The sequence below is a fragment of the Cellulomonas sp. IC4_254 genome (assembly GCF_011603975.1).
Taxonomy (GTDB): Bacteria; Actinomycetota; Actinomycetes; order Actinomycetales; family Cellulomonadaceae; genus Cellulomonas.
Genome location: NZ_JAANNB010000078.1, coordinates 1 through 16,058 on the forward strand (window position 1 = coordinate 1; position 16,058 = coordinate 16,058).

General features: G+C 75.2%; 15 protein-coding genes and 1 pseudogene. 3 read left to right on the top strand and 13 right to left on the bottom strand.

The window, feature by feature from the left end:
• Positions 1–306: hypothetical protein (locus G6556_RS09535; RefSeq protein ID WP_166940711.1), on the top strand; the 306-nt coding region annotated here is incomplete at its 5' end.
• A gap of 166 nt (positions 307–472) precedes the next feature.
• On the opposite strand, the gene G6556_RS09540 is transcribed toward G6556_RS09535, so the two are convergent.
• The 6 genes from G6556_RS09540 to G6556_RS09565 form a co-directional block, all read right to left on the bottom strand.
• Positions 473–1,387, bottom strand: a complete 915-nt coding sequence (locus G6556_RS09540) for an SseB family protein (RefSeq protein ID WP_346774811.1) — start codon at positions 1,385–1,387, stop codon at positions 473–475.
• Positions 1,384–2,124, bottom strand: a complete 741-nt coding sequence (gene priA, locus G6556_RS09545; RefSeq protein ID WP_147793766.1) for a bifunctional 1-(5-phosphoribosyl)-5-((5-phosphoribosylamino)methylideneamino)imidazole-4-carboxamide isomerase/phosphoribosylanthranilate isomerase PriA — start codon at positions 2,122–2,124, stop codon at positions 1,384–1,386. The genes G6556_RS09540 and priA overlap by 4 nt, the downstream gene beginning before the upstream one ends.
• Before the next feature lie 76 nt (positions 2,125–2,200).
• Positions 2,201–2,848 (bottom strand): imidazole glycerol phosphate synthase subunit HisH, encoded by a 648-nt coding sequence (gene hisH, locus G6556_RS09550; RefSeq protein ID WP_166940713.1) that lies wholly within the window; start codon positions 2,846–2,848, stop codon positions 2,201–2,203.
• Between the two features lie 69 nt (positions 2,849–2,917).
• Complete coding sequence (locus G6556_RS09555) at positions 2,918–3,547, bottom strand: hypothetical protein (protein WP_346774812.1); 630 nt, start codon at positions 3,545–3,547, stop codon at positions 2,918–2,920.
• Positions 3,544–4,158, bottom strand: coding sequence for an imidazoleglycerol-phosphate dehydratase HisB (gene hisB / locus G6556_RS09560; RefSeq protein WP_166940715.1), 615 nt, complete (start codon positions 4,156–4,158; stop codon positions 3,544–3,546). Before hisB ends, G6556_RS09555 begins: the two co-directional genes overlap by 4 nt.
• Positions 4,155–5,294 carry a histidinol-phosphate transaminase gene (locus tag G6556_RS09565; RefSeq protein ID WP_166940717.1) on the bottom strand — a complete coding sequence of 380 codons (1,140 nt, stop codon included), beginning with the start codon at positions 5,292–5,294 and terminating at the stop codon, positions 4,155–4,157. The genes hisB and G6556_RS09565 overlap by 4 nt, the downstream gene beginning before the upstream one ends.
• A 100-nt stretch (positions 5,295–5,394) precedes the next feature.
• Between G6556_RS09565 and G6556_RS09570 the strand changes: the two genes are divergently transcribed.
• Positions 5,395–7,584 (top strand): RecQ family ATP-dependent DNA helicase, encoded by a 2,190-nt coding sequence (locus G6556_RS09570; protein WP_166940719.1) that lies wholly within the window; start codon positions 5,395–5,397, stop codon positions 7,582–7,584.
• An 8-nt stretch (positions 7,585–7,592) separates the two neighbouring features.
• On the opposite strand, the gene G6556_RS09575 is transcribed toward G6556_RS09570, so the two are convergent.
• Both G6556_RS09575 and hisD read right to left on the bottom strand, forming a co-directional pair.
• Entirely contained in the window at positions 7,593–7,994 is a 402-nt protein-coding gene (locus tag G6556_RS09575; RefSeq protein WP_166940721.1) for a hypothetical protein, read from the bottom strand.
• A 56-nt stretch (positions 7,995–8,050) separates the two neighbouring features.
• Complete coding sequence (gene hisD, locus G6556_RS09580; RefSeq protein WP_166940723.1) at positions 8,051–9,373, bottom strand: histidinol dehydrogenase; 1,323 nt, start codon at positions 9,371–9,373, stop codon at positions 8,051–8,053.
• Between the two features lie 65 nt (positions 9,374–9,438).
• On the opposite strand from hisD, the gene G6556_RS09585 reads away from it, so the two are divergent.
• Positions 9,439–9,657 carry an RNA-binding S4 domain-containing protein gene (locus tag G6556_RS09585; protein ID WP_166940725.1) on the top strand — a complete coding sequence of 73 codons (219 nt, stop codon included), beginning with the start codon at positions 9,439–9,441 and terminating at the stop codon, positions 9,655–9,657.
• A 64-nt stretch (positions 9,658–9,721) separates the two neighbouring features.
• On the opposite strand, the gene dnaE is transcribed toward G6556_RS09585, so the two are convergent.
• The 5 genes and pseudogenes from dnaE to G6556_RS09610 form a co-directional block, all read right to left on the bottom strand.
• Positions 9,722–13,300 (bottom strand): DNA polymerase III subunit alpha, encoded by a 3,579-nt coding sequence (gene dnaE / locus G6556_RS09590; protein WP_166940727.1) that lies wholly within the window; start codon positions 13,298–13,300, stop codon positions 9,722–9,724.
• A gap of 77 nt (positions 13,301–13,377) precedes the next feature.
• Positions 13,378–14,313, bottom strand: a complete 936-nt coding sequence (locus tag G6556_RS09595; protein ID WP_166940729.1) for an RluA family pseudouridine synthase — start codon at positions 14,311–14,313, stop codon at positions 13,378–13,380.
• Entirely contained in the window at positions 14,306–14,986 is a 681-nt protein-coding gene (locus G6556_RS09600; protein ID WP_166940731.1) for a signal peptidase II, read from the bottom strand. The genes G6556_RS09595 and G6556_RS09600 overlap by 8 nt, the downstream gene beginning before the upstream one ends.
• A gap of 96 nt (positions 14,987–15,082) precedes the next feature.
• A complete protein-coding gene (locus G6556_RS09605; RefSeq protein ID WP_205693267.1) occupies positions 15,083–15,499 on the bottom strand; it encodes a TraR/DksA family transcriptional regulator in 417 nt (138 codons plus the stop codon).
• Between the two features lie 159 nt (positions 15,500–15,658).
• A pseudogene (locus G6556_RS09610) lies at positions 15,659–16,058 on the bottom strand (cell division protein DivIVA); the annotation flags it as partial.

Consider the following 16,058-nt stretch of genomic DNA (forward strand, 5'->3'; position numbering starts at 1 on the left):
CACGGGCCGGGGCGCGGCGGCTGGCACGGCGGGCCCGGGCACGGCGGTCGGCTGCCGTTCCTGCGCGGTCCGCTGTGGCCGTTCGGCACCGGCCGCCCCGGGGGCCGCGGCGTCGGCGCGGCGGACGCGGGCGGCTACGCGACGCGGGTGAAGCCGCTCGGGGTGTTCGTCATCGACGAGAGCGGCGCGCAGTGGCAGCCGGCGCTCGACCTGAACCGGATCATCCTGGGCGGGCAGGTCGTCGGCGCGGTGGCGACGGTGGCCCTGGCCTGGGCCCTGCGCCGCCGCCGCGGCCTCTGGCGCTGAGCCGGCCTCCCACCGCCCGCCCCCGGGGTGCGAGCCCGCGAGTGCGCATGAGACGCGTCGAGTGCCCATCCGCGGGATAGGCACTCGACGCGTCTCCTGTGCGCTCGGCGCGGGCCGGGCGCCGGTCGCGCGCCGGGCGCCGGGCGCCGGGGCCGGGGGCCGGGCGTCAGCGGAGGCGGACCTCGAGGGAGTCGACGCGTCGGGTGACGGTGTCGTCGGCGGCCAGGGCCTCGCCGACCCGGCGCAGCACGCCGTCGAGGGTCGGGCGGTCGAGGCCCGGCACGAGGGTGAGCACGACCGCCACCTCGGCGCGGGCGCCCGGGACCGCGTCCACGTCGACGACCGGGCTCGCGACGGGGGCCGGCGCGGGCTCGGGACGAGCGCGCCGGAACCACGACCGGCCCGCGCGGGCCTCCGGCGCACCACCCGGACGCGCGTCGCCGTCCGCGGACGCGCTTCCGGCCCCACCGGGACCGGCGGGCAGCGCCGCGAGGACCGCGGCGCGGACCGCCGCCCGCACCTCGGGGTCCACGAGGCGGCCGTCCGCCGCGTCGGCGGGCCGCCCGTCAGCCGCGCCGTCAGCGGCCGGGTCGGCCGGCAGCACCGCGGGCCGCCAGGGCTCCTGCTGCGCCAGCGCCCAGACGGCGGGTCGCGGCAGCAGCGCCGTGACCGGGCCGCCGGGGTCGACGACGACGAGCTCCCAGCCCTCGCTCACCACGGACAGCGCCGCCCGCACCACGTCGGTGGGCACGGGCCGCGCCTCGCGCCGCCAGGCCGCCATGGTCGCCACCGAGGAGAACACCGGCAGCGCGGTCCGGCCGTCGGGGGCCTGGAGGGCGACGATGCCCGCGGACGCCTCCTTGTCGACGGTGTGGGCGTGCCCGCCGACCTCGACCGTCTCCGCGGCCTCGAGCTCCGCGAGCACCGGCACGAGCACGCGGGTGCCGGCCAGCGCCTCGACGACGCCCGCGAGCGTGCCGGTGCCGTCGCCCAGCGCGGCGAGCGCCGCCGCGACCCGCGGGTCGGCGCTGCCGTCGTCCCCCGCGAACGCGGAGGTGGGCGGGAGCTCGCGCCCGGTCACGGGCGCCCGGCGACGTCCAGGGCCTCGGGCAGCGTGAACGCGCCCGCGTACAGGGCCTTGCCGACGATCGCGCCCTCGACGCCCACCGGGACGAGCTCACGGAGCACCCGGAGGTCGTCGAGCGAGGAGATGCCGCCGGACGCGACGACGGGCGCGTCGGTCCGGGCGCAGACCTCGCGGAGCAGGTCGACGTTCGGGCCGCGCAGGGTGCCGTCCTTGGTCACGTCGGTGACGACGTACCGGGAGCAGCCGACGGCGTCGAGCCGGGCCAGGACCTCCCAGAGGTCGCCGCCCTCGCGGGTCCAGCCGCGGGCGGCGAGCGTGGTGCCCCGCACGTCCAGGCCGACGGCGATCGCGTCGCCGTGCCGGGCGATGGCGTCGGCGGTCCAGTCCGGGTCCTCCAGCGCGGCGGTGCCGAGGTTGACCCGGGCGGCGCCGGTCGCGAGCGCCCGCTCCAGCGAGGCGTCGTCGCGGATGCCGCCGGACAGCTCGACCTTGACGCCCTTGCCCGACAGCACCTGCGCGACGTCGGCGAGCAGCGCGGCGTTCGAGCCGCGGCCGAAGGCGGCGTCCAGGTCGACCAGGTGGATCCACTCCGCGCCACCGGCCTGCCAGTCGAGCGCGGCGGCGAGCGGGTCGCCGTAGGAGGTCTCCGAGCCGGCCTCGCCCTGGACGAGGCGGACGGCCTGGCCGTCGGCGACGTCGACGGCGGGCAGGAGCTGCAGACGGTCGGACATGGGTCTCCTCGTTCGGGGGCGTGCGGTGGTGCGGGTGGCGCGCGGTCGCACCGGGGCGGCGACGCCCCGGTGCGGGTCAGCCGAGCGAGCCGACCCAGTTCTCGAGCAGCTGGGCGCCGGCGTCGCCGGACTTCTCCGGGTGGAACTGCGTGGCGGCGAGCGGGCCGTTCTCCACGGCGGCGACGAACCGGCCGCCGTGCTCGGACCACGTCACCAGCGGCGGGGTCAGCCGGTCGGTGTCGACCTGGTCGGACAGCGGGAAGCTCCGGGCGGCGTACGAGTGCACGAAGTAGAACCGCTCGTCCTCGATGCCGGAGAACAGCCGGGTGCCCTCCGGCGCGTCGACCGTGGACCACCCCATGTGCGGGACGACCTCGGCCTCCAGCCGGTCGACGGTGCCGGGCCACTCGCCGAGACCATCGGTCTCCACGCCGTGCTCGTCGCCGCGGTCGAACATGACCTGCATGCCGACGCAGATGCCGAGCACGGGCCGGCCGCCGGCGAGCCGCCGGTCGACGATCTGCTCCCCGCGCACGCCGCGCAGGCCCGCCATCACGGCGGCGAACGCGCCGACGCCGGGGACCACGAGGCCCTCGGCCTCGGCGGCGTGCTGCGCGTCGGACGTCAGCTCGACCTGGGCGCCGACCCGCTCGAGGGCGCGCACGGCCGAGCGGACGTTCCCGAATCCGTAGTCCAGGACGACGACACGAGGCTGGCTGGGCACCCGTCCAGGCTACCGGGCGCGCGCCGGACCGGCCGTCCCGCGTCCGGTGCGCGGGACGTGACGTGGGCGTCAGTCCTTGCGGCGTCGGCCCCCGGCGGACAGCGCGCGCATCGCGGCCCACCGCGACATGCCCACGCTGGTCTCCACACCGACGACCTCACCGACGGGCTTGCCGCCCACCAGCAGGTCGTCGAGCAGGTCGGGCGCGCCGGACAGCACGAGGCCGGCCGCGAGGTCGTCCTCCTTCTCCCCCGCCGACCACCGGCTGGCCGCGATCCGGCCGGCACGCCGGTCGAGCAGGATCACCGGCGACGTGCGGAGCATCCGGGAGATCGCGGCGGCGGCCTCGGCGGTGCCGGCAGCGTCCGCGGTGTGCCGCAGGACCGCGAGCGCCCCGACCGGCGACGGCACGGCGTCGACGTCGACCCCCGCCAGCGAGCAGGCGGCGGCCAGCGGCTTCGCGCCGGCGACCTGGGTGACCACGATCGCGACCACCGGCTCGTCGGGCTCGGCGGCCGCGGCCTCGAGCCCGGCGAGGTCGTCCGGGACCTCGACGGCCGGCGCGTCGTCGGCCTGCCGCTGCGCGGGCTCGGCGGGCGCCGCGTCCAGGCCGTCGAGCCCCGACAGGTCGTCCGGGATCTCGAAGCCGAGGTCGTCGTCCTCCGGACGGCCCGGGCCGTCCGGCGGCAGCGCGGTCACAGCGCGCCCTTGGTGCTCGGGATGCCGTCGACGCGCGGGTCCAGCGCCACCGCGAACCGCAGCGCGCGGGCCAGCGCCTTGAACTGCGCCTCGACGATGTGGTGCGGGTCGCGGCCGGCCAGCACGCGGACGTGCATGCCGAACGCGGCGTGGTGCGCGATCGACTCCAGCACGTGCCGGGTCAGGGAGCCGGTGAAGTGCCCGCCGATCAGGTGGTACTCCTGGCCCTCGGGCTCGCCGGAGTGCACCAGGTACGGCCGCCCAGACACGTCGACGACGGCCTGGGCCAGCGCCTCGTCCAGCGGCACGGTGGCGTCGCCGAACCGCGCGATGCCCCGCTTGTCGCCGAGGGCCTGGCGCAGCGCCTCGCCGAGGCAGATCGCGACGTCCTCGACGGTGTGGTGCGCGTCGATGTGCGTGTCACCGGTCGCCCGCACGGTGAGGTCGATGAGCGAGTGCTTGCCCAGCGCGGTGAGCATGTGGTCGTAGAACGGCACCGTGGTGCTGATCTCCGTGCGCCCCGTGCCGTCCAGGTCGACCTCGACGACGACGCTGGACTCGCTCGTCGTGCGCTCGACCCGGGCGGTGCGCCCGCCGGTCGTCGTGCTCAAATCCCCAGCACCTCCCACAGCGCGGCGGTGAACGCCGCGGTCTCCTCCGGGGTGCCGACCGACACCCGCAGCCATCCTTCCGGGCCGACCTCGCGGATCAGCACGCCCCGGTCCAGCAGACCCTGCCAGACCTCGTGCCGGTTCTCGCCGACCTGGAACAGCACGAAGTTCGCGTCGGACTCCGCCACGCGCAGGCCGCGGTCGCGCAGGTCCAGCACGAGCCGGTCGCGCTCGGCCCGCAGCGAGCCGACCTGGGCCATGAGCTCCGGCGCGTGCCGCAGCGCCGCGCGCGCGGTCGCCTGGGTCACCGCCGACAGGTGGTACGGCAGCCGGACCACGCGCAGCGCGTCGACCAGCTCCCGGGACGCGGCGAGGTAGCCGACCCGGGCACCGGCGAGTCCGAACGCCTTCGACATGGTGCGGCTGACGGCGAGGTGGGGGTGGTCGGCGAGCAGCGTGAGCGCCGACTCGACGCCCTCCCGGCGGAACTCCCCGTACGCCTCGTCGACGACGACCACGCAGCCGCCCGGCACCTCGGCCGCCGCGGCGAGCACCGCCCGCACGGTGCCGAGCTCCAGCGCGGTGCCGGTCGGGTTGTTCGGGCTGGTGAGCAGCACGACGGACGGCGTCTCGCGGGCGATCAGCGCGGCGGCCTCGACCGGGTCCACGTCGAACTGCTCGGTGCGGCGACCGGCGACCCAGCGGGTGTGCGTGTCCCGCGCGTACTCCGGGTACATGGAGTACGTCGGCGCGAACGACAGCGCGGTCCGGCCGGGGCCGCCGAACGCCTGCAGCAGGTGCAGCATGACCTCGTTCGACCCGTTGGCCGCCCAGACCTGCTCCGGCGCGACGCGCACGCCCGACTCGACGGCCAGGTAGTCGGCCAGGTCGCCGCGCAGGCCGAGGAACTCCCGGTCCGGGTACCGGTTCAGCCCGTGCGCCGCCTCGGCGACCGCGGCGGCGATGTCGGCGACGACCTGCGGCGACGGCGGGTACGGGTTCTCGTTGACGTTGAGCAGCACCGGCACGTCGAGCTGCGGGGCGCCGTAGGGCACCTCGCCGGCCAGCTCGGGGCGCACCGGCAGCACGGTCCGCGCGGCCGCGGCAGCCTGGGGGGCGGTGTCGGGTGCGGTCACCGGGCGATCGTATCCGCGCCGCGGCACCGGGACGGCGGTCGTCCACAGGCCGGGGTCACAGGCCGCGCCCTGTCGGCGCCGGTGGCTAGGGTCGGGGGCGATGACTTCCGTGGACCAGAACGCCCCGACCGGACCCGACGCGGCCGAGCGCGCCGCCCTGCGCGAGGAGGCCGAGGCCGTCCTGCGCCGGCTCGTCGGCCGGGACGACGCGCGGCTGCGGGACGACCAGTGGCGGGCGATCGACGCGCTCGTCAGCGACCACCGGCGCGCGCTGGTGGTGCAGCGCACGGGGTGGGGCAAGTCGGCGGTGTACTTCGTCGCGACGGCCCTGCTGCGCGCGCGCGGGGCCGGGCCGACGGTGCTGGTGTCCCCGCTGCTCGCGCTCATGCGCAACCAGGTGGCGTCCGCCCAGCGGGCGGGTGTGCAGGCGGCGACGCTCAACTCGGCCAACGTCACCGAGTGGGACGACGTGCACGCGCAGATCGCCGCGGGCGACGTGGACGTGCTGCTCGTCTCCCCCGAGCGCCTGACCCACCCGCAGTTCCGCGACGAGGTGCTGCCGCGCCTGGCCGCGGACGCCGGGCTGGTCGTGATCGACGAGGCGCACTGCATCTCCGACTGGGGCCACGACTTCCGCCCGGACTACCGGCGGATCCGCACGCTGCTGGGCGAGCTGCCGGACGGCATCCCGGTGCTGGCCACGACCGCCACCGCGAACGCGCGCGTGACCGCCGACGTGGCCGAGCAGCTCGGCACCGCGGTGCGGGACGACGTCCTGGTGCTGCGCGGCCCGCTCGACCGGTCCAGCCTCGACCTGTCGGTGGTCCGGCTGCCCGACACCGCCGCGCAGCTCGCCTGGCTCGCGCAGAACCTGCCCGCGTTCGAGGGCTCCGGGATCATCTACTGCCTGACGATCGCCGCCGCGCAGCAGGTCACCGAGCACCTGCGCGCCGCCGGCCTCGACGTCCGGACGTACACCGGTCAGACCGACCCGGCCGAGCGCGAGGTGGCCGAGGCCGACCTGCTCGCGAACCGGGTCAAGGCGCTGGTGGCGACGTCCGCGCTCGGCATGGGCTTCGACAAGCCCGACCTCGGCTACGTGATCCACGTCGGGGCGCCGTCCTCCCCCATCGCCTACTACCAGCAGGTCGGCCGCGCGGGCCGCGCCGCCGAGGCGGTCGGCGGCCGCGCGACCGCGGTGCTGCTGCCCGGCCGGGAGGACCGCGCGATCTGGGAGTGGTTCGCCTCGACGGCGTTCCCGCCGGAGGACGACGTGCGGGCCGCGCTCCGGGCGCTGCGCGAGGGCGGCACGCTGTCCACCGCGGCGCTGGAGACGCACGTGTCGCTGCGCCGGTCCCGGCTGGAGCAGATGCTCAAGGTGCTCGACGTCGACGGTGCCGTGCGCCGGGTGCGTGGCGGTTGGGAGGCGACCGGCGAGCCGTGGTCCTACGACGCCGAGCGGTACGACCGGGTCACCGCGACCCGGAAGGCCGAGCAGCAGCTCATGGTCGACTACGTGACCACCGAGGGCTGCCGGATGGCGCACCTGCGGCGCGCGCTGGACGACCCGGAGCTGGCGGGCCCGGACGGCGAGGCCTGGCGGTGCGGGCGGTGCGACCGGTGCACGGGCGCGGCGGTGGGCGTCGACCCGGACGCCGAGCACGTCGCCGGCGCGCAGGCGCTGCTCACCGCCGCCGGCGTCCCCGTCGACGCGCGCCGGCAGTGGCCGACCGGCATGGCGACGCTGGGCCTCGACCTGCGCGGACGCATCCCGGTGGAGGAGAGCGCCGAGCCCGGGCGCGCCGTCGCGCGGCTCGACTCGGTGGGCTGGGGCGGCCTGCTCCGCGACCTGTTCGGCGGCGAGGCGGACCCGTCGGCGGGCCTGCCGATGGCGCTGCGGGACCCGGTGCTCGCGACGCTGGACGCGTGGCGCCCGGAGCACCGGCCCGAGGGCGTCGTGCTGATCCGGTCGACGACCCGGCCGACCCTCGTGGAGCACCTCGCGGCGGGCGTGGCCCGGCACCTCGGCGTGCCGCTGGTCGGCGCCGTCGCGCCCCGGCCGGACAGCCCGCCGACCCGGCACGACGTGAACTCGGCGCACCGGCTCGCCGCCGTCGCCCGCCGGCTGGAGCTCGACCTCGCGCCCGCGGCGGCGGCCGGGCTCCCCGGGCGGGCGGTGCTGCTGGTGGACGACCGCACCGACTCGGGGTGGACGCTCACGGTCGCGGCGCGGCTGCTCCGGCAGGCCGGCGCGGCCGCGGTGCTGCCGTTCGTGCTCGGCGTGGGCTGAGCCCCCGGTCAGCCGGCGTCGGCGTAGCCGGCCTGGAAGTCGCCGTCGAGGTCGGTGCACAGGCCGTACGCCTCGTCCGGCCCGTGCAGCGCGAGGCAGTCGGCGTACCCGGCGATGATCCGGTACGGCTCGCCCTCGGTGCCGGTCGCGTCCGAGCAGTCCGGGTGGGAGCCCGGCTCGCACGGCTGGCCCGGCGTCGGCTCGGCCTCCGGAGCAGCCTCCGGGTCGGCGGTCGCGGTCGGCGTCCCCTCGCCCGCGGTCACCGTGTCGGGCTGCGACGTCGGCGAGGCGACCGCCGCGGTGCTCGCGGTCGCGTCGGGCACCGCGTCCGTCCCGCCGTCGCAGCCGGCCAGCGCGCTCACCAGGAGCACCGCGGCCGCGAGTCCGACCAGGTCCGTCCGCGCGCGCATGCCGCGACCTTAGCCGAGCACGCGCCGCCCGCGCGGGCGTTCCGGCGCCGGACCGGTCAGAACCGCGCGCGGACCGCCTCGCCGTGCGCGGGCAGCCCCTCGGCGTCGGCCAGCGCCACGATCCGGTCGGCGACCACCCGCAGCGCGTCCGCGTCGTACTCCACGACCTGCACCGCGCGCACGAACGAGTGCACACCGAGCCCGGACGAGAAGTGCGCGCAGCCGCCGGTGGGCAGCACGTGGTTCGACCCGGCCATGTAGTCGCCGAGCGAGACCGGGGAGTACGCCCCGACGAAGATCGCCCCCGCGCTGGTCACGCGCTCCGCGACCGCGGCGGCGTCGGCGGTCTGGATCTCCAGGTGCTCCGCGCCGTAGGCGTTGACCACCGCGAGGCCGGCGTCCAGGTCGTCGACCAGCACGATCGCCGACTGCGGCCCCGACAGCGCCTGGGCGACGCGCTCGGCGTGCCGGGTCAGCTGGACGCGGTGCACGAGCTTGGACTCGACGGCGCCGGCCAGCTCGATCGACGTGGTGACCAGCACGGACGCCGCCAGCGGGTCGTGCTCGGCCTGGGACACCAGGTCGGCCGCGACGTGGTCGGCGTCGGCCGTGCCGTCGGCGAGCACCGCGATCTCGGTGGGGCCGGCCTCCGCGTCGATACCGACCGCACCGCGCACGAGGCGCTTGGCCGCGGCGACGTAGACGTTGCCCGGGCCGGTGATGACGTCGACCGGCTCGCAGAGCGTGTCACCGTCGGACGGCTCCGAGCCCACCGCGCCGTAGGCCAGCATGCCGATCGCCTGTGCGCCGCCGACGGCGTACACCTCGTCGACGCCGAGGAGGGCGCAGGTCGCCAGCACCACCGGGTCCGGGAGCCCGCCGTTGCCCTTCTGCGGCGGCGAGGTCACGGCGAGCGAGCCGACGCCCGCCTCCTGGGCCGCGACGACGTTCATGATGACCGACGACGGGTAGACCGCCAGGCCGCCCGGGACGTACAGGCCGACCCGGCGCACCGGGATCCACCGCTGCCGCACCTGCGCGCCCGGGGCGACCTGCACCGTGTGGTCGGCGGGCCGCTGCGCGGCGTGCACCTGCCGCACCCGGCGGATGGTCTCCTCCAGCGCCGCGCGCACGGCCGGGTCCAGGACGTCCACCGCGGCGGCGATCACGTCGGCCGGCACCCGCAGGTGCTCGGGGCGCACGCCGTCGAACCGCTCGGCGAGGTCGCGCAGGGCGGCGGCGCCGCGGGCGCGGACGTCCGCGAGGATCGGCTCGACGGCCGCGGCGGCGGACTCGACGTCCAGCTCGGGGCGCGGCAGCGTCTCGAGCAGCTCGCGGCGGGACAGGGTGCGACCACGCAGGTCGATGCGGGAGATCACGCCCCCGAGTCTATTCGCGTGGGCGGCCGGGCAGCGCGCGCGGCCACCCCTGGCAGGATGGCCCGGTGACCATCGTGCCGATCTCCGACGACTCCATCCGCCTCGGGCAGTTCCTCAAGCTGGCCGGCCTGGCCGACTCGGGCGCCGACGCGCGGACGCTGCTGGACGAGGGCGAGGTGAAGGTCAACGGCGAGCCCGAGAGCCGCCGCGGCCGCCAGCTCCGCAAGGGCGACGTGGTGGAGGTCGACGACCCGCGCGGCTCGAACACGGCCGAGGTCGGCTGACCCCGCTCCGTCCGCGCGCGCGGCCGGGGCCGGGCCGCCGCGCGCCCCGACCCCGCGCGCTCCGTCAGACCCCGACCGGCGTCGCCGACTGCAGGCAGCCCGGTCCGAGCAGCGCCTTGAGGTCGCCGTAGAGGGCCGGGGACCGCTCGACCCGCCACCCGTCGCTCGGGACCACCAGCGCCCGGCGGCCGTTGGCCTTCGCGACCCGCAGGTGCAGCTCGGTCATGCCGGGGTGCGTCTTCATCACCTCGAGCAGCCGGTCCACCACCGGCGGCGTCAGCCGGGCCTCCGACAGCGTCACCACGACCGGGGCGTCCGCGACGGCCGACAGGTCGGGCAGCGACACCTCCATCGCCTGCAGCTGCATGGCGTCGTCCCGGCGGCGCACCCGGCCGCGCACCACGATGACGGCGTCCTCCGCGAGCACGGTGGAGTAGGCGAGGTAGGTCTCGCCGAAGAACATGATCTCGACGGACCCCTCCATGTCCTCCAGCGTGACGGCGGCCCACGGGTTGCCCTGCTTGGACATCTTGCGCTGCAGCGACGTCACGAGGCCGGCCACGACCACGGTCGAGCCGTCCGGGCGCGCCTCGTCGGCGTTGAGCGTCGCGATGGACACGTCGGCGGCCGCCGACAGCACGTGCTCCAGGCCGGACAGCGGGTGGTCGGAGACGTAGAGGCCGAGCATCTCGCGCTCGAACTGCAGCCGCTGCTTCTTGTCCCAGTCCGGCACGTCGGGGACCTGCACGGAGAACCCGGGGCCGTCGTCGGTGCCGAGGTCGGCGAACAGGTCGAACTGCCCCTCGGCCTCCTTGCGCTTGACGCCGATGACCGACTCGACGGCCTGCTCGTGCACCAGCAGCAGCGCGCGACGGGCGTGGCCGAGCGAGTCGAACGCCCCGGCCTTGATCAGCGACTCGATGGTCCGCTTGTTGCAGACGACGGCCGGCACCTTGTCGAGGAAGTCGGTGAACGACGTGAAGTCGCCCTTCTCCTCGCGGGTGCGCACGATCGCCTCGACGACGTTGGCGCCGACGTTGCGGACGGCCGTGAGGCCGAACCGGATGTCGTCGCCGACGGCGGTGAACAGCGCGGACGAGGAGTTCACGTCCGGCGGCAGCACGGTGATGCCCATGCGGCGGCACTCGCCGAGGTACAGCGCGGACTTGTCCTTGTCGTCGCCGACCGAGGTCAGCAGGCCCGCCATGTACTCGGTCGGGTAGTTGGCCTTGAGGAACGCGGTCCAGTAGGAGACCACGCCGTACCCGGCGGAGTGCGCCTTGTTGAACGCGTACCCGGCGAACGGGACCAGTGTGTCCCACACGGCCTTGATCGCCGCGGTGGAGTAGCCCCGCTCCTTCATGCCCGCCTCGAAGGGCACGAACTCCTTGTCGAGGATCTCCTTCTTCTTCTTGCCCATCGCGCGGCGGAGCAGGTCGGCCTGGCCGAGCGAGTAGCCGGCGAGCACCTGCGCGGCCTTCTGCACCTGCTCCTGGTACACGATGAGGCCGTAGGTGCCGTCGAGCACCTCCGCCAGGGGCTCCTCGAGCTCCGGGTGGATGGGCGTGTTCGGCTGCAGGCCGTTCTTGCGCAGCGCGTAGTTCGTGTGCGAGTTCATGCCCATCGGACCCGGCCGGTACAGGGCGATGACCGCGGAGATGTCCTCGAAGTTGTCGGGGCGCATCTGGCGCAGCAGGGACCGCATCGGGCCGCCGTCGAGCTGGAACACGCCGAGGGTGTCGCCCCGGCCGAGCAGCTCGTACGTGGCCTTGTCGTCGAGCTCGATGTCGTCGAGCTCGATCTGCGGCTTGCCGTTCATGACGATGTTGCGCAGCGCGTCGTCGAGGATCGTCAGGTTCCGCAGCCCGAGGAAGTCCATCTTGATCAGGCCGAGGCCCTCGGACGTCGGGTAGTCGAACTGCGTGATGACCGCGCCGTCCTGCGGCCGCTTCATGATCGGGATGATGTCGATCAGCGGCTCGCTGGACATGATGACGCCGGCGGCGTGCACGCCCCACTGGCGCTTGAGGTTCTCCAGGCCGCGCGCGGTCTCCAGGACGCGCTGCGCCTCCGGGTCGGCGGCGACGACCTGGCGGAACTCCTCGGCCTCGGCGTACCGCGGGTGCTCGGGGTCGTACATGCCCGACAGCGGGATGTCCTTGCCCATCACCGCGGGCGGCATCGCCTTGGTGAGCTTCTCCCCCATCGCGAACGGCATGCCGAGCACGCGCGAGGAGTCCTTGAGCGCCTGCTTGGCCTTGATGGTGCCGTAGGTGACGATCTGCGCGACCCGGTCGTCGCCGTACTTCTCGGTGACGTACCGGATGACCTCGCCGCGCCGGCGCTCGTCGAAGTCGACGTCGACGTCGGGCCAGGAGACGCGCTCGGGGTTGAGGAACCGCTCGAAGATGAGCCCGTGCCGCAGCGGGTCGAGCTCCGTGATGCCCATGGCGTAGGACGCCATCGAGCCGGCGGCGGAGCCACGGCCCGGCCCGACGCGGATGCCCTGGTCCTTGGCCCACTGGATGAAGTCGGCGACCACGAGGAAGTAGCCGGAGAACCCGAGCTGGACGATGACGCCGGTCTCGTACTCGGCCTGCTTGCGGACGTCGTCCGGGATGTGCCCGTGGTAGCGCCGCATGAGGCCGCGCTCGACCTCCTTGACGAACCAGGAGTTCTCGTCCTCGCCGTCCGGCACCGGGAACCGCGGCATGTAGTTGGCGCCGGTCGGGAACTCGACGTCGCACCGCTCCGCGATGAGCACGGTGTTGTCGACCGCCTCGGGCAGCTCGGCCCAGGTGCGGCGCATCTCCGCCGCGGACTTGACGTAGTAGCCGTCGCCGCCGAAGGCGAACCGGGAGCCGCCCTGGTCGTACGTCGGCTCGTCGAGCGTCGACCCGGACTGCACCGCGAGCAGCACCTCGTGCGCGTGCGCGTCGTCCTTGGTCGTGTAGTGCAGGTCGTTGGTGGCCACGAGGGGCGCGCCGATCTGCTCCGCGAGCCGGATCAGGTCCTTGATGGTCCGGCGCTCGATCTCGAGCCCGTGGTCCATCACCTCGACGAAGAAGTTCTCCTTGCCGAAGATGTCCTGCAGCTCGCCCGCCGCGCGGACGGCCTCGTCCCAGTGGCCCAGCCGGAGCCGGGTCTGCACCTCGCTGGACGGGCAGCCGGACGTCGCGATCAGGCCCTCGGAGTACGTCTGCAGCAGCTCGCGGTCCATGCGCGGCCACTTGCCCATCTGGCCGTCGAGGGACGCCAGCGAGCCCATCCGGAACAGGTTGTGCATGCCCTCGGTGGTCCGCGAGAGCAGCGTCATGTGCGTGTAGGCGCCGCGCGCGGAGACGTCGTCCGCCGCCTGATGCGCCTCGCCCCAGCGGACGCGCGTCTGGTCGAACCGGCTGGTGCCCGGGGTGACGTACGCCTCGACGCCGATGATCGGCTTGATGCCGAGCTTGCGGGCCTGGGAGTAGAAGTCGAACGCGCCGAACAGGTACCCGTGGTCGGTGATCGCCATCGCGGTCTGGCCCAGCCGCTGGGCCTCCGCGAGCATCTCCCCGACCCGCGCCGCGCCGTCCAGCATCGAGTACTCGGAGTGGACGTGCAGGTGGACGAAGTCGGACCCGTTGCTGCCACCTGATGCCATGCGAGCCATCCTAGGTCGCGGCTCCGACAGCCCCGGCCAACCCCGCCGCACCCGCGGCGGACGTCACAGGAGGTGCGTCAGCGGTAGCCCTCGCGCAGCGTCTCCAGGGCGTGCGCGAGGTCCTCGGAGTACTCGCTGGTGACCTCGAGCCACCGCCCGTCCGCGGGGTGCGCGAAGCCGAGCCGCATGGCGTGCAGCCACTGCCGGGACAGCCCGACGCGCTGGGCCAGGGCCGGGTCGGCGCCGTAGGTGAGGTCGCCGACCAGCGGGTGCCGCAGCGCGGAGAAGTGCACCCGGATCTGGTGGGTGCGGCCGGTCTCCAGGTGCACCTCGCACAGCGACGCCGCGGGCAGCATCTCCAGCACCTCGTAGTGCGTCACCGAGGGCTTGCCGTCGGCGGTCACCGCGAACTTCCAGTCCTGGCTGGGGTGCCGGCCGATCGGGGCGTCGATCGTGCCCGTGGTCGGCTCCGGATGGCCCTGGGCCAGCGCGTGGTAGACCTTGTCGACCGTCCGCTCCTTGAAGGCCCGCTTGAGCACCGAGTAGGCGTGCTCGCTCTTGGCGACGACCATGAGCCCCGAGGTGCCGACGTCGAGCCGGTGCACGACCCCCTGGCGCTCCGCGGCCCCCGAGGTGGAGATCCGGTAGCCCCGGGCCGCCAGCACGCCGACGACGGTCGGGCCCGTCCAGCCCGGCGACGGGTGCGCGGCCACGCCCACCGGCTTGTCGACCACCACCACGTCGTCGTCCTCGTAAGCCACCCGCAGTGCGGGCACGTCGTCCTCGGTCGGGGCGCTCGACACCTCGGCGACCGCGGGCAGCTCGACCTCGAGCCACGCGTCGCCGGGCAGCCGCGCCGACTTGCCGACCGCGACGCCGTCGACGCGCACGTAGCCGCCCTCGGCGAGCTCCGCGGCGCGGGTGCGGGACAGGCCGAGCATCCGGGACAGCGCGGCGTCGACCCGCTCGCCCGCGAGGGCGTCGGGCACGGGCAGGGTGCGGACGTCAGCCATCGCGGCGGCCGTCCTCGGCGGTCCCGGCCGGGGCCGCGGCGTCGGCCGCCGGGTCCTCGCGCCGCTCGCGCGTCCCGTCCAGCCGCACGCCCATCAGCGACAGCAGCATGAGCAGGCCGGCCGCGGCGACGATCGCGATGTCCGCGACGTTGCCGACGAACAGGTCGCCGTAGGCGATGAAGTCGACCACGTGCCCCATGAACACGCCCGGCTCGCGGATCAGCCGGTCGACGAGGTTGCCCAGCGCGCCGCCGAGCAGCAGGCCCAGGGCGACGGTCCAGCCCGTCGAGCCGAGCCGCCGGGACACCCGGATGATCACCACCACGACCGTGATGGCCACGACCGTCAGCAGCCAGGTGGTGCCGGTCGCCAGCCCGAGCGCGGCGCCCGGGTTGAACAGCAGCTGCAGGCCGAGCAGGTCGCCGAGGACCGGGTGGCGCACGCCCTCGTCCAGGCCGGCCAGCGCCCAGGCCTTGGTCGCCTGGTCGAGCACCAGCGTGACGGCGGCGAGCGCGACGAGGGTGGCGACGAGGCGCCGGCGGCGCGCGGGCGCGACGGGGGGCGCGGGCGCGACGGCCTCGGTCGCGGCGGGCTCGGGCGCGGGCGGCACGGGCGCGGCGGACGCGGCGTCGCTGCGCGCGTCGTCGGCCGCGGGGCCGGAGGTGGCGGACATCGCGCAGGAGTCTACGGGCGCGTGGATCCCGCGGACGCACGACGGCCCCCCGGCACGCGCCGGGGGGCCGTCGTCACGCGGTCGTCCGCGTGGTGGTCAGCGGCGCTCCTCGCGCTGCTTGCAGGACACGCAGAGCGTCGCGCGCGGGAACGCCTGCACCCGCGCCTTGCCGATCGCCTCGCCGCAGGAGTCGCAGCGCCCGAACGTGCCGGCGTCGATGCGGGCCAGGGCGCGCGTGGTCTGCTCCAGCATGTCCCGGGTGTTGTTCACCAGCGTGAGCTCGTGCTCCCGCTCCAGCGCGCTCGAGCCGGAGTCGGCCTGGTCGTCGCCCGCGCCGTCGCCCGAGTTCCGCAGGAGGTTCGACAGCTCCTCGTCGGCGGCCGCGAGCTCGGCGGTCAGGCGGTCGATCTCGCTGATCAGCTCCGTGGCGACCTCCCGCACCTCCTGCTCGGTCCAGGGGTCCTCGCCGGCGCGGACCGGGAACCGGGTGGCCGCGTCCGTCAGGTCGGGCAGCGGGCGGGCAGCAGGCGCGTCGAGCGAGTCGTTGATGGCCACGTCGGGTCCTCTTTCCTCAGATGAGTCCGCAGAGACTAGTCGCAGGCCACCTGGACGCACAACACACCACGCCCGAGGTCGGGCGTGGTGTGTCGTGGGTGACGAGCGTGCGATCCGTCAGACGGACGGGGTCGCGCCCTGGGCCCCGCGCTGCGGCAGCGCGCTGGCCCGGTTGTCGAGGTCGCCCAGCAGGTTCTCGAGGTAGCTCTTGAGACGCGTGCGGTAGTCCCGCTCGAAGACGCGCAGCTCGTCGATCTTCCGCTCGAGGATCGACCGCTCCTGCTCCAGCTCGGACAGCGTGCGGGCCGACGTCTCCTCCGCCTCGCGGACGATGCGCTGGGCCTGGCCCTTCGCCTCGTTGACGATGCGGTCGCCCTCCTCCTGGCCGCTGCGGACGTAGTCGTCGTGCAGCTTCTGCGCCAGGGCGAGCATGCCGGTGGCCGACTCGGGCTCGCTCTGCCGCTGCGGGGCGACGGGCGCGGTGGCGACCGGGGCCGGCGCCCCGCAGCGGCAGAGC